This is a genomic window from Enterobacter cloacae complex sp. HYC042_NIDB, assembly GCF_056673315.1.
Window position 1 is genome coordinate 2,579,801 of the sequence record NZ_CP109650.1, and the last position, 17,722, is coordinate 2,597,522.

Consider the following 17,722-nt stretch of genomic DNA (forward strand, 5'->3'; position numbering starts at 1 on the left):
GGCGTCTTCCTGTATTGATATAAATTTACTTATCAATTTAACAGAAATGATGAAATTGATGCTATTGGTCATTGCCATAAAAATGGAGGTATTCAACCGAGGGAGGAAAATATGGAAAACCAAGTCAACGATCTCCGCAGCGCCATCGCCTTACTGCAGCGCCACGAAGGCCAGTATATTGAAACCGATCATCCGGTCGATCCCAACGCGGAACTGGCGGGTGTCTACCGCCATATCGGCGCAGGCGGCACGGTCAAACGTCCGACCCGCACGGGTCCGGCCATGATGTTCAACAGCGTTAAGGGCTATCCGGGCTCCCGCATTCTGGTGGGCATGCACGCCAGCCGCGAGCGCGCGGCGCTGCTGTTAGGCTGCGAACCGTCTGAACTGGCAAAACACGTTGGCCATGCGGTGAAAAAGCCGGTCGCACCGGTTGTCGTTCCGGCCTCGCAGGCCCCCTGCCAGGAACAGGTCTTCTACGCTGACGATCCTGACTTCGATCTTCGCAAATTGCTTCCGGCACCGACCAATACGCCAATTGATGCCGGTCCGTTTTTCTGCCTGGGGCTGGTGCTGGCAAGCGATCCGGAAGACAGCTCGCTGACAGATGTCACCATTCACCGCCTCTGCGTGCAGGAGCGCGACGAGCTTTCCATGTTCCTTGCCGCCGGGCGACATATCGAAGTCTTCCGTAAAAAAGCGGAGGATGCCGGAAAACCGCTGCCGGTGACGATCAACATGGGTCTCGACCCCGCCATCTATATCGGCGCATGCTTTGAGGCCCCTACCACGCCGTTTGGCTACAACGAGCTGGGCGTCGCCGGGGCGCTGCGCCAGCAGCCGGTCGAGCTGGTGCAGGGCGTGGCGGTCAAAGAGAAAGCCATCGCACGGGCGGAAATCATCATCGAAGGCGAACTGCTTCCGGGCGTGCGCGTAAGAGAGGATCAGCATACCAACACTGGCCACGCGATGCCGGAGTTCCCGGGCTATTGCGGTGAGGCGAATCCCTCCCTGCCGGTGATCAAAGTGAAAGCCGTGACCATGCGCAACCACGCGATCCTGCAGACGCTGGTGGGACCGGGGGAAGAACATACCACGCTGGCCGGACTGCCGACCGAGGCCAGCATCCGTAATGCCGTTGAAGAGGCAATTCCGGGCTTCCTGCAAAACGTCTATGCCCATACCGCGGGCGGCGGTAAGTTCCTCGGCATATTGCAGGTGAAAAAACGCCAGCCGTCAGACGAAGGACGCCAGGGCCAGGCGGCGCTCATCGCCTTAGCCACCTATTCGGAGCTGAAAAACATTATTCTTGTCGACGAAGATGTGGATATTTTCGACAGCGACGACATCCTGTGGGCGATGACGACGCGCATGCAGGGCGATGTGAGCATCACCAATATTCCGGGGATCCGCGGCCACCAGCTGGATCCGTCCCAGTCGCCGGATTACAGCACCTCGATTCGCGGCAACGGCATTTCCTGCAAGACGATCTTCGACTGCACGGTGCCGTGGGCGCTGAAGGACCGCTTCGAGCGCGCGCCGTTTATGGAAGTGGATCCACGTCCGTGGGCGCCGGAGCTGTTTGCCGATAAGAAATAAAATCACGCGCGTATGGCCCGTATGTCATACGCGTATTTTCTTTTCAAGCGTGGCGATATTTTCACCCGCCACGCGTTCAACAGTGAAACGATCGACGCTCAGCAATATGAGCATTAGCCCCCTGCCGCTCTCCAGCAGCGGCGACATTTCGCAGAAACGGTCTCGCCGGGCGATCTCAAGACGCTCCTGCGGGAACGCGTCACCCGCGTCGATAAAAACAAGGCTGACGTCATTGCCGCGGATGGCGAACTGTACGCTAAAGACGCACGAATTATCCTCATGAAGCGCGTAGCGGATGATATTCGTTGCCACTTCACAAACGGCGAGATCGAAGGCGAAACGCCACTCGTCATCGACGGGAAGCGCGCTCAGCCTGTCTCTCAGCCAGTCGGACAGCTGCGTCAGGGACGCGATCGCCGCCGGAAATTCAGCATGCTCTGGCCTCTGCATCTACTGCCCCAGCTGCGCAAGCGCGCTATGTTTATCCGGATAGATACGGAAGATGCGATCCATTCGGGTCAGGGTGAACATGTTCATGATCCCGGGGTTCAGAGAGCACAGCGCCATGTCGCCTTTCCCGTTCATCAGCTTAAACAACGACACCAGCATCCCCAGCCCGCTGCTGTCGATGAAATCCACTTTGCTAAAGTCGACGATCAAGGCTTTACGATCGCTGCCGATTTCCTCCGTCACGGACGCTTTAAACGTCGCAGCAACGGAGGCGTCCAGCCGTCGGACCGCGGGCGTGAGAATGTTGGCATGCGGTAATCGTTCGGTGTTAATTATCATTCTGTTCTCCCTGACGCTCAATCACGAGCAGTGACACGTCATCGGTTAAGGCGATCGGTTCATCACGGTTTGCATTGCGCCAGCCGGTCAGGTGGTCACCGAACCGCGGCAGGAGCTGGTCAACGGGGAGCCGGGCATGCTCATGAAGCCAGCGTTCGAGACGTTGCGTGCCAAACTGCTCGCCGCTGACGTTCTCACACTCGGTAATACCGTCACTGAATAAGCATAAGCGATCCCCCGGATGGAGGGTAAACGCGACGTCTTCCCAGCTCAGATCCGGGATTAGCCCGACCGGCGGTCCGCCATCGCCCACGGACGTGACGGCGCTATCCGCGTTCACAATGAAGGGAGTAGGATGCCCGGCCTGGCACAGCCACCCTTCGCCAGTCTCTGGATCGATCACGCCGTAAATGAGCGTGAAATAACTGGTGATGTCGCTCTCTTCACTGCAAAAGCGGCTGTTCAACATCCTGACAACCTCCGCAGGTGACTGAATCCCCCCCTCTTCGGTAAACAGAAAGCGATCCACCACCCGGCCATGTAAAAACTGGCGAGCCACCGCGAGGGACATCATCGCGGCCCCCACGCCGTGACCCGAGACATCAACGCAATAGAATCCCAGATGTGAATCCAGAGGGAAAATATTGAACACATCGCCCGAAACCCAGGCTGACGGCAGGAAAAGCCAGTCGGAGAAGTAGTCGCCATAGCGTAAGCGGCGTGAAGGCAGCACCGAGTGCTGAACGCGCGCAGCCAGTTCCAGATCTTTTTCAATCTGATGCAACGCTTCACTCAGGCGCTTGTTGTGCGCCGCGAGGGTCGCCTCCAGCGTCAGAATACGGACCCCGGCATGGAGCCGCGCCCGCAGTTCAGCCTGCTCAACGGGCTTACTCAAAAAATCATCCGCTCCGGCATCAAACCCCTGCGTCACGTCCCCGGCATTCTCGCGGGCCGTCAACAGGATGATATACACGTAGCGGCCAAACTGACGGTTGCGGATGGTCTGACACAGCGTCAGTCCGTCCATTTCCGGCATTTCCCAGTCGCTTATCACCATGCTGACCGGCTGGCTGGACAAGGTTTCCAGCGCGTCGACACCATTTTCCGCCTCGCTCACGATATATCCCCACTGGGTGAGCATTCGGGAGAGTAACCGACGATAAATCAGCGAATCTTCAACGATTAACACGTGCAGCGCCGACATACATCCCTCCTAAAGCGGTAAGAACCAGATGAGGCTCACGGTCCCTTCCCTGAATTTTGCATTCCCGTTGCCGTGCCCCGGATAGCGCGTTCCCGCATAGTTCGCGTACTGGATGGAGAACGAACCCGGCGTATAGCCGGCATAACCGAAGCTGTAGCTGTAATCGCCGTTCCAGGGCTGCTGCTGGCTGCTGTCCGGGAACCAGAATGCCGTCGCGCGAACGAAGAAATGTTGTTTGAAGGTGTAGCCGCAGCCGCCGAGCATGACGTTTTTATTTTTGCGGATGTCATCGCTGCTGAGGTCGTAGTAGCGCGGTACCCAGCTGTACCCGACCTGGCAAATGATGGAATCCCCTTTATTAATCAGGAGCGTGTTTTCAACCGGTTTCGGTAGCGAAAACTTATAGGCCAGCGTGAAGGCGCCCTGTTCGAAATAGGTGTGTCGTCGGCTGCCCGATGTCCAGAAATGGTTATCGCCGTAGTTGCTGTAAACCAGACTCACGGTGTTGGCGTGCCAGTCATCGTAGCCGAAGCTGTAGCGAAAATCGGCGGTATAGCGGCTGGTGTCTCTGACCGGCAGTCGGGACGTAATGTTGGCAAACCAGAAGCTGTAGGGGGAATACTGAAGGCTGAGATTCAGCGTCTGGTTAATCTTTTTCTTTTCCGTGGCGGTGTCTGAACTGTTAGGAATGCTCATCCACTGCTCTTTCAGTCCCGAGCTAAAGCTCAGCGCACCTGAGAATTTCTTGTCGTTACCCGAGAACAGGCGCCCCCAACGGCTGGTAAAAACGCCTGCCTGAACGGGTTCACCGTTCTTATCGCGCAGGGTTTCTTTATCACTGCTTTGCGCCGCCTCCGCGGCGGGTATCGCGGCGAGCAGCACGCCCGCCAGAAGCCATTTTTCGCGCATAACCGCCATCCTTAGTTAGGTATCCAGCGTGCGCCGACGTCGTATTTTGCCATCAGCCACAAAATACCCAGTGCCGCCGCATGCACTAACGTGTTCTCTATCCAGGCGTGACGCCATAAATCGAAGGTGATGAACTGACTCACCAGCAGCACCACGTACACATGCAAAATAAAGGTATAGAGCGAGTGCTGCCCTAGCGGGATCAGGAACCATCCCAGCAGGCGGTTGAGCGGCGTCCAGCAATACGTCAGCACCAGATAGACGGTGACCATCAGTGCGATATCGTTCAATACCCGCACCGGCCCCAGCCCATTCTTCGCTGCCAAGGTGTGATAAAACGAATTGAAGCTGTCAGGCGGGATGACGTGCATCAGCAGCGCGGGCGGCATAAACGGGTTGGTATGGTTCTGGGCGACAAATCCCAGCACCAGTGACACCATGACCAGCGCCACCACCACCCCTTTGCCCGGGGGCGTCCGGGCGAACGAGAGCAGTTCGGCTTTATACCAGCCGCTGGCCATGCCCAGCACAAAGATGAACTGCCAGGCGAGCAGCGGGAAGGCAAATTCGAATTCCGACGGCGTCAGCCGAAGCGGCCACCGCTGCCACAGGCTGTACACCAGCAGCGACAGCCCTAACAGCCACCAGACTTTTCCTTTCTGCAGCATCCCTAAAAATAGCGGGCTGAGTAGCAGCAAAAAGATATACAGTCCGAGAATTTGCGTCTGGTGGGGGCCGATCTGCAAATAGAGAATAATGTTGAACCAGGTCTCTTTAATTTGCGGCGTCACAGGATAAAGCGACCAGCTTTGACCTGAAAATCGGTCGGTAAAATGGGTGACCTCGAAAACGTTAATATGTGGGATATAGGCCAGCAGAATAAACGACACTATGATAATGATATTTACGCGATATATTTTCCATGCCCTGAGATAAAGCCCCCAGGAAACCGTAAGCAAAACCACTTTTTGCAGACGCGCGCGATTCAGCATTCCCAGCATAAACCCGGAGAGAATGACAAAGCCTTCTGCACCTGTTGTTAACCCAAAACGCTCCCAGGAGAATATATTAAATATCGACATCACCTCCGTATGCGCCACGACCATCATGACGAGGGCAATGCCGCGCATAAAGTCAATTCTCAGGTCACGGGCACCTGCAACGGAATACCTCCATGTTATTGATTTAGCGTCATCTTCTTGCGCAATCGACGGCGCAACATGGCTCATAGGGTGTCCTTTGCCTGAAAACGAAAATTAAGGTCTAAATAAAGTAGATAGTCTAAAGGAATAGTAACTGCAATTTATCACCGGCAGATGAAACATATTAAGCAGAATTAAATCCAAATTAATCACCACTTCATATTAATAAAAACGACGCTGGACACTTTTATTCGGCGTTCTACACTTATCTTAAATCTTGTTTACTCGCTATTTTCTTTCGCTTTTGGGCAACTGTCTGCGCAGCAGAATGGGTCTGCATTTTCACGGAATCAGGAACGCCGGAACTATGGATTTTTATTTTTCCCGTTTTGAACATCGTCGTCCTCCGGAACCGTTAACAACACCGCGTTGGGTCATGATGACCTGGCAGGTATTAGCGGTCGCGGCACTTATTCTGGGTGCAAATTATATTTACTGGCGCTGGACCGCCTCCCTGAATACTGACGCACTATGGTATGCCATACCGCTGGTCCTCGCCGAAACGCTGGCGTGGATAGGGACCGTGCTGTTTACCATCAACTTATGGAAAGAACAGGATCCCCCCCAGTGTCCGCCCCCCGGCGAAATCAACGAATGCCTGTTTCCGGAAGAGGCCGTAGAATCTCGTCCTGTTAAAGTGGATTTGTTCATTGCCACCTACTCGGAAGACACCGAGCTGGTCAGGCTGTCCATTCGCGACGCCCTGAAGATGGCCTACCCGCACCCGATTGACTACCGGATCCACGTGCTTGATGACGGCCGCCGCCCGGAGATGAAAGCCGTCTGCGACGAGGAAGGCGTTAACTATATCAGCCGCCAGACCAACATCGGCTTTAAGGCCGGCAACCTGCGCAACGGTCTTGAGCAAACCGACGGTGATTTCATTGTTATCTGCGACGCCGATACCCGCGTATTTCCCACCCTGCTCAGCCATACGCTGGGCTATTTTCGCGATCCGGACGTGGCCTGGGTGCAGACGCCGCAGTGGTTCTTCGACCTTCCGGAAGGAGAAAATCTTTCACGCTGGGGCCAGCGAAAAGCCGGAAAAGTGGGCTACGGTCTGGGCTGGCTGATTCAAAAGTGTGTTGGCCCGGTCACCGTAGGCCGCGACCCGTTTTTTAACGATCCTCGCATGTTCTATGACGTGATCCTGCGGCGGCGCAACTGGGCGAACGCGGCTTTCTGCTGCGGCGCGGCCTCCATCCACCGGCGCGAGGCAGTCATGCAGGCCGCGCTGAGAAGCTACGTCTGGTCCGTCGAAGAGGAGATCCATCGCCACACCCGCGACATCCGCGATGAAGAAACCCGCGAAGCGCTGCAGGAGGCGATGCGCCCGCACGTGGCGTTTGACACCGAGCTCACCCCCTACAAATTTCACGTCTCCGAAGATATTTACACCTCGGTGCTGCTGCACGGTGACGCCGCGCGACGCTGGCGCTCGGTCATGCATCCGCGGGTGGAGTCGAAGATGCTCTCTCCTCAGGATATGCTGACCTGGATGATCCAGCGCTTTAAATACGCCGCCGGCTCGCTGGATATTTTGTTCCATGACAATATCTTCAGCCGTCGCCGCTTCCGGCTTTCCCTCCCCCAGACGCTGATGTATGCCACCACCTTCTGGTCTTACATGGCCTGCGTGTGGAACACGGTATTTTTGATTTCGCCCATTATCTATCTGTTCACCGGCATTCCGCCGGTATCCGCATGGTCGACGCCGTTCTATCTCCACTTTCTCCCCTTTTTTATCTTCTCTGAACTGGCGTTTATGTTCGGGACATGGGGGATCTCGGCCTGGGACGGCAGGGCCTCTTACCTCTCCTTCTTTTCCATGAACCTGCGCGCGCTTAATACCGTGCTGCGGGGCGAGCAGATCAAATTTCACGTCACGCCAAAAGAGCGGCAGACGGGCCGTTTTCTCTACCTGGTGAAGCCGCAGATTGCCATTGTGGTGCTGACCCTCGCAGGGCTTATCTGGGGCGGTATTCAGGTGGCGCGTGGACAGGTGGACGACCCCTCCGGCTACGTCATCAATATTTTCTGGGGAGGGGTGAACATCGCCGCCATGCTGCCGCTGATTTTCGCGGCCATGTGGACGCCCGCCGAAGAGAATGAGGTCACCCAATGAGGATACGTGATGCCCTGCTGCCCGCGCGCAGCTACCTCACCATTTTGCTCGGGTTCCTGCTCGGCTTTGCCATTGTGGTCTGGGTGGAGAAACAGATGCCCACGCGCGTGGAAAGCAGCGGCGGCATCGCGCTCAGCAAAGACTTCCCGCCGCTGCCTGCGAAACGCGCCCTGACCTATGACGAAGCCATCTGGGCGCGGGTCGCCTGGCAATACTACGTGAATAATACCCAGCCAAACGGGCTGGCGAATGCCAGCGACGGTGAACCCTGGCTGAGCCTCTGGAGCGTCGGAAGCTACCTGTTTGCGACCGCTGCCGCAGAGCAGCTCAACATTATTTCCGCCGATGAGTTCGACGAGAGGATCGGTACGGCCCTGTTCGCGCTGGGGCAGCTGCCGCTCAACGAGCGAGGCCTCCCGGCTGCGTATTACCATGCCGACACCCTGAAAATCCTCGGCAAACCCGACGCCTCGGCAATTGGGCTGAGCCGCCTGCTGACGGCGCTTCAGACCCTCCTGTGGCGCTATCCTCAGCACGCGGCGGCTATCCACGATCTCTTCAGCCTCTGGAACACCGGCGCTCTGATTGAACATAACGTCCAAAGCCAGGCGGCCGTGCCGCTCCATCACTGGACGCTGACCGATGACGAACAGCGGGACAGCTTTGGCTACCGTCTCTATGCCAGCCATACGCTGCGCCTGATTGACAGCGCGGCAGGCCTCGCGGTAACCAACCCGCCTGAAGGGCAAAAGATGATCGATCTGGACGGCGTGATGGTGCCGGATGAAGGGCTACGCACGCCCTGGGGCAAGCAAACCTCCCTGATCAGTCTCCCCTACCTGTTAACCGGCCTTGAACTGGGCTTTGACGCGCAGAGCGCTGAGATTGCGTGGCGGATTATGCAGATCCAGCAGCGGCGTCATAGCCTGCGCAGCCCGAAACAGCCTGTCAGCACGGATTACGCCGAACCGGCGCCGGATTACGTCAACGATCTGCCGAACAGGCAGCCGGTACAGGCGCGCAACCTGCGCGACGAGGTGCCGGAGAAAGTGGCAATTACCTCCACCCGCACCGCGTTTGCCTGGTATGCCCTGTTCCGCAACAGCTGGAGCGAAGCCCTGCGCCAGCAGGTTCTGCCGCTTCAGGTACCGGGTAAAGGCTGGCAGCGCGGATTAAATCTCAACAACAGCGTCAATGCCGTCGTGGACGCCGATACCAATGCCATTGTGCTGGAAAGTCTGTCTTACATCGCGCATGGTCAGATGCTCTGTCTGGCCTGCCTCTACACTTCCCCCTCAGCAGGAGCAACGCCATGAAGCCACGATCCCCGATCCTTTTCCACCTGCTCACGGGAATAACGATCTGCTGGCTGGCGTTATCGACCGTGCGTGCGGACACCGAGCTTCCTGCATCAGGTTACTCCCCGCGCAGCGGCGAGCTGACGGTCCGAGAGATGACCATCGCGAAAAACGCCTGGCAGTATTTCGTCACCAACTATCAGCCCACGACGGGCCTGGTGAATGCGGTCAACAAATTTCCCTCCACCACCATGTGGGACAGCGCCTCCTATCTGGCCGCCCTGACGGCGGCGCGCGAGCTCGGGATCATTGATAAAGCGGAATTTGACCGCCGGATGCTGAAATTTCTCGCCACGTTAAACACCCTGGTACTGTTCCGCAACGAGCTGCCCAACAAGGCCTATAACACCATCAGCGCCCAGAAGGTGGACTACACCAACAAGCCCGGCGAAATTGGCTTCTCGGCGCTGGATATCGGGCGAATGCTGGTCTGGCTGAAAATCGTCAAAGAGCGCTATCCGGAATACGGCAACAGCATTGATAACGTGGTGCTCGGCTGGGATTTCAGCCACGCGATCGACCCCTGCGGCACGCTGTACGGGGCCTATCTCGAGAACGGCCAGCCGAAGTACGTTCAGGAAGGTCGGCTGGGCTATGAAGAGTACGGCGCGGCCGGGTTCCAGCTTTGGGGGTTTAATACCTGTAAAGCCAGCCGTCCGCAGCCTTATGAGCTGGCCGAAATCTACTGCGTGCTGGTCCCGTACGATACGCGCGACCCGCGCAACACGTCGCAGCATAACTACGTGGTGACGGAATCCTACCTGCTCTACGGGCTGGAGTTCGGCTTTGATAAACCGACCGACCGGGATAACGCCCCGCGCGACTACTCCCTGACGTGGATGAAAAACTTTGCTGACCGCGTTTATCAGGCTCAGGAGAACCGCTATACCATTACCGGCGTCCTCACCGCGCGCTCCGAGCACCAGCTCGATAAGGCCCCTTACTTCGTCTATGACACCGTCTTCAGCGACGGATACAACTGGAACACCATTACCGATAAAGGCCAGTTCGTCCCCAACGCTGCCGCGATATCGCTGAAGGCGGCGCTGGGCATGTGGGTGCTGTGGAACTCCCCCTATACCGACCGCCTGCTGAATACGATTGAGAATGCCAACGAAGAGGGAAAAGGCTACTACGAAGGGCTGTATGAAAACGGTGACGGCCCGATCAAAGAGTTCACCGCGAACAATAACGGCATCATGCTGGAAGCCCTGCTGTTCAAGAAAGAGGGAAAACTGCTGGCCTTCAACACCGACAACCCAAAGAGCAAGGATTTTGCCCCCTCGCTGTGGGATCGCAAGCTGCTCGATCAGTTTGAAGAGAACAACGCGCTGCGCAGCCGTCCGTTCCTTAGCAGCACACCGGCCATAAAAAGCTGGTGCGACCGGACCGGCGTCACGCAGCGAACCAAACCCGCCTGTCAGGCCTGTCAGTGCGCGTCATGCAGCGTGGACGAGCCCGTTAAACTGCCTCCGGTGACTGCGCAATGCTTAAAACCTTAGCCAGAGGGCTCGCGGGATTACTCCTTGCAGGCGGGGTCATTTTTGCCCTGTTTGGCCATCAGGGCGCAGGCTGGCGCTGGCTAATCCACGGCGGCTGGCACTCCAGCGCGCGTATCGCCGCCCTGACGCCGGAAGAGCAGACGTGGGCGACGATCGCCTGGCGCTATTTCGTCAATAATACCCAGCCGCAAACGGGCCTGGTCAACGGGAGCGACAAACAGCCCCGCGTCACGCTCTGGCAAATGGGCGATACGCTTATCGCCCTGCTGGCGGCAAAAGAGCTGGGGCTGATTGAGGACGCCGAGTATGACGCTCGCTTAACCCGTCTCATGGGCACCCTTAACCGCCTGATGCTGACCGATGCCCGAACGCCGGGTCGACTCTATTCCAGCCAGACTGCGACGCCAGTCGACTTTAGCGGCAAGCCCAGCAAAAACGGCTGGTCCGCGCGCGACATGGCGCGTCTGATGCTCGCCCTGCGCCTTACCGCAGAGCGGGAGCCGCAGTACAGCGAATACCTGGATAAAATTATCCTGCGCTGGAATTTCTGCCCGGTCATCGACAGCGAAGGCGAACTGTGGTCCTCTTCCCTGCAAAACGGTCAGCCGGTCGTGCGGGAGGAACTGCGGCTGGGCGAAAGTGAATATGCCGCGACGGCGTTTCAGCTGTGGGGATTTTCCCCGGATAAAGCATTTACGCCCCCGGCGCACCACGTCATCATCGCCCAGCGGCGTCTGGCCGTCGATGCCCGCGATCCGCGCACCACGTGGCAGCCCTCTCTGATTACCACCCTTCCCTATATGCTGCCGGGCCTGGAGTTTGGCTGGGAGCCAGAAGGCGTTGCGGCCGATCTGCAACAGCGTCTGCGCAAGCAGGCCGAAAACGTCTGGCTGAGCCAGAAGACCCGCTGGGAGACCGATAAAATCCTGACGGCCAGGGCAGATTTCACGCTCTCTCAGGCGCCCTGGCATATCCAGGATACCGTCTGGGGAAATGGCTATGCCTGGAACTCTGTCGGAGACGATGGCCGGGACTACACCCGTTTCGCACAGGTATCGACTAAAGCGGTTTTTGCCCTGTGGGCGCTGTGGGACACCCCGTACACCGACGTGCTGATGACGGTCACCAAACACCTTAACGATCCGCAGAAAGGCTGGTATGAAGGCCGTCAGGAAGCCACGGGCGATACCAACGCTGCCTTAACCCTCTCGACCAACGCCACGGTGCTGGAAGCCCTTTTCTTTAAACACAACGCCGGGCCTCTGTTTGACGTGCGTCGGTCGAAGAAAGAGAGCTACTTCTCACGCCGCCTGGCGGAGCAATACACGCCCATCGGACACTGTCTGCCGGGCGAAAGCACCCTAAGGAGGACGCCGTGAAGTTCTATCGCGATCTGTTTGAATCCAGCCTGAACCGCGTCTTTCCGAATAATGAAAAAACCGCGTTTTTTCAGACGTTCTATGACGCCTTCGTCCATATGTCACCCGAAACCGAGGCGCATTTTTCTCGTCTGCCGGTTCGGGAGGGCCAGCAGACCCTGTTTAAAAGCTTCTTCGCCATGCTTGCGGTCGACGGCGCCCTGATCGTCCCTGATTTTCTCGAGCGCCTGGCGCGGGAGCAAAGCGACGACGGCCTCCACCTTCCCCCGCGTTTTTTTGCCCTTTGGCGTGAAGCGATGTTGAACGCGGTGAGCCTGCGCGATCCGCAGTGCGACGATGAGATCCTCACCGCCTGGGCCATGGCGATCGCGCCCGGGCTGGAATACCTTCGCCGACAGGCAGAACTGCACTACCGCGCGTAGGGGGAATCACGATGAGTTCATTCACGTACGATCTTAACGCGCTGCCGGCCGCCGTCATGATTTATGACCGTAATGAATGCCTGCAGGCCTGGAATCACAACGTGGCCCTGTTTTATCCGGTCATTACCCCGTGGCTGAAGGTGGGAACGACACTTGAGGCGCTGGCGGAACGCTTTATCGATGCCGTTTACAACGTCGACCCCGGCCTGCGCCAGACGCTGCGCGAGTCGATCGTGCGCAACTGTCGGCAGGATAAACACTGCGAGGTGCGCCAGGCGGGCCAGCGGCGGATCTTCGTCCAGCATCAGCGGCTTGCGGACGGCGGTATTGTCAGCCTGCACAGCGATGTTACGGAGCTGGATGAAGCGCAGCGCGCGCGCCACCAGCTGCATGACGACTTTCTGCTGACGGCGGAATCCATTCATATCGGGATTTGGGACTGGCAGGTTTCCGGCGACACGCTCCAGGTCAACGATACCCTGCTTGCCATGCTGGGCCAGTCGCGCACACAGTGGCGATATCCGGTGCGTTTTCTCCTCAATCAGGTCCACGAGGACGATCGCGCAGCGCTACGCAAGGCGCTGCACGCTTCGAAGCAAGATCATCGTCCGGTCTTTGAATGTGAAATTCGCGTGCATCACCCTACCGAAGGACTGCGCTGGATGCTGCTGTCCGGCCAGGTGGTTACGCTCTCCATTGAGGGAAACGCAGAGCGCGTTATTGGCACGCTGCAGGATATTACGCGGCGCAAAGAGGCTGAAATTCAGGCGTTCGCCTCGGCCATTGAGGCACAAAAAGCCAATGAGGCAAAAAGCGCGTTCCTGGCGAATATGAGCCATGAAATTCGTACCCCTATGAACGGCATTATTGGCATGACCCAGCTGTGCCTGGATACGTCTCTGAGCGCCGATCAGCGCGACTATCTGACCCTGGTGATGAGCTCTGCCCAGTCTCTGCTGCATATCATCAACGATATTCTCGACTTTTCCCGAATTGAAGCCGGCAAAGTGGAGCTGGAGTCGGAACCCGTACCTGTCCGCCCCTTTATTCAGTCGCTCATTCGCCCGCACATGCCGGGGGCGAGCGAAAAAGGCATCGAGCTGCTGGTTGATATTGCGCCCGACGTTCCCGACGTGCTGCTGGTTGACGGCGCGCGGCTGCGGCAAATCCTGACCAATCTGCTGGGCAACGCGCTGAAATTTACCCATCAGGGAGAAGTTATCCTGGTTGTTGAGCCCGGCGATAGCGCGAATCGATGGCGTTTTCGCGTGCGCGACAGCGGCATTGGCATACCGGCAGATAAGCAGAAGGCTATTTTTGAAGCCTTCAGCCAGGCGGATAACTCAACCACCCGCCGCTATGGCGGTACGGGGCTCGGGCTAACCATCTCGGCAAGACTGGTTGCGGCCATGGGGGGCGAATTAACGGTCTCCAGCGAGCCGGGAAAAGGAAGCGAATTTTCGTTCTCGCTGTCGCTGGCGGCGCAGCCCCTTGCGCCCGGAGAGCGCCCACATAGCCAGCGCTTTAACGGTGAACCCGTACTGGTGGTTGATGATAACGCGACCAACCTGCGGCTGCTGGCCGCGATGCTCAGCCAGATGGGACTGAAACCCACCTGCGTTAACAACGCCAGCGAGGCCATTGATCGGGTTAGAACGGGAACAGCGTGGCCCCTGATCCTGCTGGACGCGCAGATGCCGGATATGGACGGCGTGTCTCTGGCCCTTGAGCTTTCGGTTCTGCCGCAGGTTGCTGAAAGTCATATCATCATGCTGAGCTCCATGAGCCGACATTTTGATATCAATATGCTGAAGCGGATCGGAATCAAGAACTATCTGCATAAGCCTATCGCCCAGGATGAATTACATCAGGCGATTGCCGCCGCGTTTGAACGTTCGCCAGCACCGGTGGGTGAAAGCACGCCCGCGCCTGTCGCCTCGCCTGCAGCCACGGGCCTGCGGATCCTGCTGGCTGAAGATAATCTGGTCAACCAGAAGGTCGCCGCGCGCCTGCTCGAGCGGCTCGGTCATAGCTGTCAGATCGTCGACAATGGCGTCGCGCTGCTGGAACGCTGGCGCGCGGATACGTGGGACGTTTTACTGATCGACCTTCAGATGCCAGAGATGGACGGTGAGACCGCCATTCGCCTGCTTCGTGAAGAAGAGCAGTCTCGGCCCGGACCGCCTCAACCCACCGTCGCCATGACCGCACACGCCATGCAGGGGGATAAAGAGCGCTGCCTGAACATGGGGTTCGACGGCTACATTGCCAAACCCATCAGCCAGGAGCGTCTCGCTGAAGAGATTGCCCGCGTGCTCCAGCACCACGAAGACGCCTCCGGTTTTCCGGATGAAGCACGCCTGCTGAAGCAGTGCGCTGACGATCCCACCCTGGTACAGGAGCTGCTGGCCCTGTTTGGCGAAGGGCTAAATGAAGCAATCAAAACCATTATCCAGGCGATCGACAGCAACGACCGCGAGGCGCTGCGACGCGCGGCCCACAAGCTGCGCGGAGAAGCCGTCACCCTGGACTTCAGCACGCTCGCACAGCAGCTTCAGGTGCTGGAAAGCGACGCGCATACGCTGGATGGGCGCCAGCTTGCGGCCCTGAAAGGAAATCTTCGCCAGGAATCGCTGCGCCTGATGGCGTGGCTCAACGCGCGCGGGGTAAACAAATGAACGCTCGCAACTGCACGCTGCTCGTTGCCCTGTTGACCACCCACGCGGTGGCGAACTCTGCGCCGGTCAGCTGGTCTCTGGCCGGAGAATGGCAGGTTCAGGATGCCAATGACAGCGCACATCCTGCCGCATCAGGCTGGCACCCGCTTCAGGTCCCTGCCAACTGGTACAGCGCCGGGTACGATCATCAGGGCGCGCTGTGGTACAAGCACGCGTTTACCCTGCCCGTGCAGCCCCCCGACGTGATGAGTACCCTGGTGTTTGACGGCGTCGATTACCTGGCAGAGGTGACCCTGAACGGCCAGCCGCTGGGCAAGCATGAGGGCTACTTTCAGCGCTTTTCGCTGGACGCCAGCCCGGCGTTACAACGTCACAATCGGCTCATCGTCAGGGTAGACAGCCCCTACGAAGATCCGCACAAGATCTGGCCTTTGCATAAAACGGTCATGAAGGGGGTTCTGAATCAGCATGACACGCGTCCCGGTGGCGCCTGGTCGCCGGAAGGACAGGACGCTAACTCGGGCGGCATTTGGGCACCGGTCAGGCTGCACCTTAGCCGGGGCGCTACCCTTGATGAGACCATCCTGCGGCCCGACTGGTCGCAGGGGCTGACTCGCCCGACGCTAAAAGCGGAGATTCGCTATCGCGCGCTCGATCAGGGCCCGGCGACCGTGCGGCTCACCGCCACGCCCGCCAACTTCAGCGGCAGGCCCTATCAGGCTGACTTTCCGGTTACCCTCGAAAGCGGTGCCCATTCCGTGCAGGTGATGCTGCCCATGCCGAAGGCAAAGCTGTGGTGGCCGATCGGCACGGGGAAACCCCACCTGTATACCGTTCGCGTCGCGTTGCGGGATGCAAACGGCTTAATGGACACGGCGGTAACCCGCACCGGGCTGCGCAAAATCGTCGAGCAGCCCGACAATAAGGGCTGGCTCATAAACGACAGGCGCCTTTTTATTAAGGGCAGCAATTACATCGGTTCCCCCTGGCTCGGCACCATGACGCGGAAAAAATACCGACGCGACCTTCGTCTGGTGGAAGCCATGAACGCCAACGCCATACGCGTGCACGGACACGTTGCGGGGCGCGCGCTGTATGACGTGGCCGATGAGATGGGCATGATGATCTGGCAGGATGTTCCGCTGCAGTGGGGCTACAACAACAGTGCGGCTTTCACGGAAAATGCGGTTCGACAGACGCGAGAGATGATCGAACAGTTTGGCAATTCGCCCGCCATCATCGTCTGGGGCGGGCATAACGAACCGCCGTGGAACTCGCCGTGGATGGAAAAACGCTTCCCGGACTGGAATAAAGATCTGAATCGCGAGCTCACGCAAAAGGTGGCGGATACGCTTGCCGAAGATACCTCCCGCATCGTGCACCGCTTCTCCGCCGTTGAGGAGCATTACTGGGCGGGCTGGTACTTCGGCACCGTGCGCGACCTGCTTGCCCCAGCCAAAACGGGGATCATTACCGAGTTCGGCGCGCAGGCGCTTCCCCGCCTGTCAACGCTAAAAACCATCATCCCGGCGGCGTCGCTCTGGCCAAAAACGACTGCCGCCGACGATCCCGGCTGGACCGTCTGGAAATACCATAATTTTCAGCCCTTCCAGACCTTTAAGTTCGCCGGTATTTCGCGCGGGAAGAATATTCAGGCGATGATACGCAATACCCAGGCGTACCAGTCTCAGCTGGTGGCCACGGCGGCCGAAAGCTATCGCCGACAGCGATACCAGCCGGTGACGGCCCTGTTCCACTTTATGTTTGTGGAAACCTGGCCCTCCATCAACTGGGGCGTAGTGGACTACCTTCGTAAACCTAAAGCCGGGTTTTACGCGCTCCAGCGCGCGTACCAGCCTGTTTTGCCGTCCATCGAACCGGTCACCGCGCAGTGGCAATCCGGCGCGGCGGCGACCGTGCGCCTCTGGGCCATCAACGACACCTGGAAACCGTGCAGCGAATGCCGTCTGAGCTGGCGCATCACCCAGCGCGACAAGCTGCTGGCTAAAGGCACGACGACGATGACGATCGCAGCAGACTCGGGAACGATGGTCAAAACGCTGACGGCTACGCCCGTGGGCCAGGACGACGTGTCGATTCGGTTTACGATTGAAAACAGCGCGGGAAAAATTGTCGGTGAAAATCAGCGCACGGAGTCCGTCATAAAGTGAGCGAGGGGAAAAGGAAAATTGCCGCTTCCCCTGCTTTCTTGTACCCTTTCAGCGTTTAACCCAATCCCCAAAAAATCGAGACATCCGGACGCCTATGACTGCACACATTTCCAAAGATCCTTTACATGGCGTAACGCTGGAGATGATGGTCAACGCCCTGGTGGCGAAGTATGGCTGGAGCGAATTGGGCGACCGCATCAAAATTAACTGTTTCAGAAAAGATCCCAGCGTTAAATCGAGCCTGAAATTCCTGCGCCGCACCCCGTGGGCGCGCGCGGAAGTTGAAGCCCTGTATCTGGACTCCCTCAACGATGAGGAAAGCGCAGAACAGGCGGCGCCCGCCTTTAATCCCTGGGCTAACAGTCGGATTATCAAGAGCTAATA

14 protein-coding genes are annotated in these 17,722 nt (G+C 58.1%); 9 read left to right on the plus strand and 5 right to left on the minus strand.

Features of this window, described 5'->3' with window-relative positions:
- Positions 1-111: 111 nt before the first annotated feature.
- Complete coding sequence (locus OKF39_RS12380; RefSeq protein WP_047365139.1) at positions 112-1,599, plus strand: UbiD family decarboxylase; 1,488 nt, start codon at positions 112-114, stop codon at positions 1,597-1,599.
- Between the two features lie 24 nt (positions 1,600-1,623).
- Here OKF39_RS12380 and OKF39_RS12385 read toward each other — a convergent pair whose 3' ends face one another.
- Genes OKF39_RS12385 through opgC form a run of 5 tightly spaced genes read right to left on the minus strand, consistent with a single transcriptional unit; the run spans position 1,624 to position 5,730 of the window.
- A complete protein-coding gene (locus OKF39_RS12385; RefSeq protein ID WP_063437990.1) occupies positions 1,624-2,049 on the minus strand; it encodes an ATP-binding protein in 426 nt (141 codons plus the stop codon).
- Positions 2,050-2,388, minus strand: coding sequence for an STAS domain-containing protein (locus tag OKF39_RS12390; RefSeq protein ID WP_028013194.1), 339 nt, complete (start codon positions 2,386-2,388; stop codon positions 2,050-2,052). It lies immediately after the preceding gene.
- Positions 2,378-3,592 (minus strand): PP2C family protein-serine/threonine phosphatase, encoded by a 1,215-nt coding sequence (locus OKF39_RS12395; RefSeq protein ID WP_063437989.1) that lies wholly within the window; start codon positions 3,590-3,592, stop codon positions 2,378-2,380. The genes OKF39_RS12390 and OKF39_RS12395 overlap by 11 nt, the downstream gene beginning before the upstream one ends.
- Positions 3,593-3,601: 9 nt before the next feature.
- On the minus strand, positions 3,602-4,501 hold the full coding sequence (locus OKF39_RS12400; protein WP_028013196.1) for a hypothetical protein: 900 nt from the start codon (positions 4,499-4,501) through the stop codon (positions 3,602-3,604).
- Between the two features lie 11 nt (positions 4,502-4,512).
- Entirely contained in the window at positions 4,513-5,730 is a 1,218-nt protein-coding gene (gene opgC, locus OKF39_RS12405; RefSeq protein WP_236299332.1) for an OpgC domain-containing protein, read from the minus strand.
- A 280-nt stretch (positions 5,731-6,010) separates the two neighbouring features.
- On the opposite strand from opgC, the gene OKF39_RS12410 reads away from it, so the two are divergent.
- The 8 genes from OKF39_RS12410 to OKF39_RS12445 all read left to right on the plus strand — a co-directional run bounded on the left by OKF39_RS12410 (position 6,011) and on the right by OKF39_RS12445 (position 17,720).
- Positions 6,011-7,828, plus strand: a complete 1,818-nt coding sequence (locus OKF39_RS12410) for a glycosyltransferase family 2 protein (RefSeq protein WP_479982977.1) — start codon at positions 6,011-6,013, stop codon at positions 7,826-7,828.
- Positions 7,825-9,144, plus strand: a complete 1,320-nt coding sequence (locus OKF39_RS12415) for a DUF3131 domain-containing protein (RefSeq protein WP_273907568.1) — start codon at positions 7,825-7,827, stop codon at positions 9,142-9,144. Before OKF39_RS12410 ends, OKF39_RS12415 begins: the two co-directional genes overlap by 4 nt.
- Positions 9,141-10,688 carry a DUF3131 domain-containing protein gene (locus tag OKF39_RS12420; RefSeq protein ID WP_028013200.1) on the plus strand — a complete coding sequence of 516 codons (1,548 nt, stop codon included), beginning with the start codon at positions 9,141-9,143 and terminating at the stop codon, positions 10,686-10,688. The genes OKF39_RS12415 and OKF39_RS12420 overlap by 4 nt, the downstream gene beginning before the upstream one ends.
- A complete protein-coding gene (locus OKF39_RS12425) occupies positions 10,673-12,067 on the plus strand; it encodes a DUF3131 domain-containing protein (RefSeq protein WP_041909922.1) in 1,395 nt (464 codons plus the stop codon). Before OKF39_RS12420 ends, OKF39_RS12425 begins: the two co-directional genes overlap by 16 nt.
- Positions 12,064-12,489: a globin family protein gene (locus OKF39_RS12430; RefSeq protein ID WP_236299336.1), complete on the plus strand. Its 426-nt coding sequence runs from the start codon at positions 12,064-12,066 to the stop codon at positions 12,487-12,489. Before OKF39_RS12425 ends, OKF39_RS12430 begins: the two co-directional genes overlap by 4 nt.
- Before the next feature lie 11 nt (positions 12,490-12,500).
- Entirely contained in the window at positions 12,501-15,167 is a 2,667-nt protein-coding gene (locus OKF39_RS12435) for a hybrid sensor histidine kinase/response regulator (protein WP_479982978.1), read from the plus strand.
- Complete coding sequence (locus OKF39_RS12440) at positions 15,164-17,338, plus strand: glycoside hydrolase family 2 protein (RefSeq protein WP_479982979.1); 2,175 nt, start codon at positions 15,164-15,166, stop codon at positions 17,336-17,338. Before OKF39_RS12435 ends, OKF39_RS12440 begins: the two co-directional genes overlap by 4 nt.
- Positions 17,339-17,432: 94 nt before the next feature.
- The gene (locus OKF39_RS12445; protein WP_041909918.1) at positions 17,433-17,720 is read left to right on the plus strand and encodes a VF530 family protein; all 288 of its coding nucleotides are present in this window, start codon (positions 17,433-17,435) and stop codon (positions 17,718-17,720) included.
- The last annotated feature ends 2 nt before the right edge of the window (positions 17,721-17,722 follow it).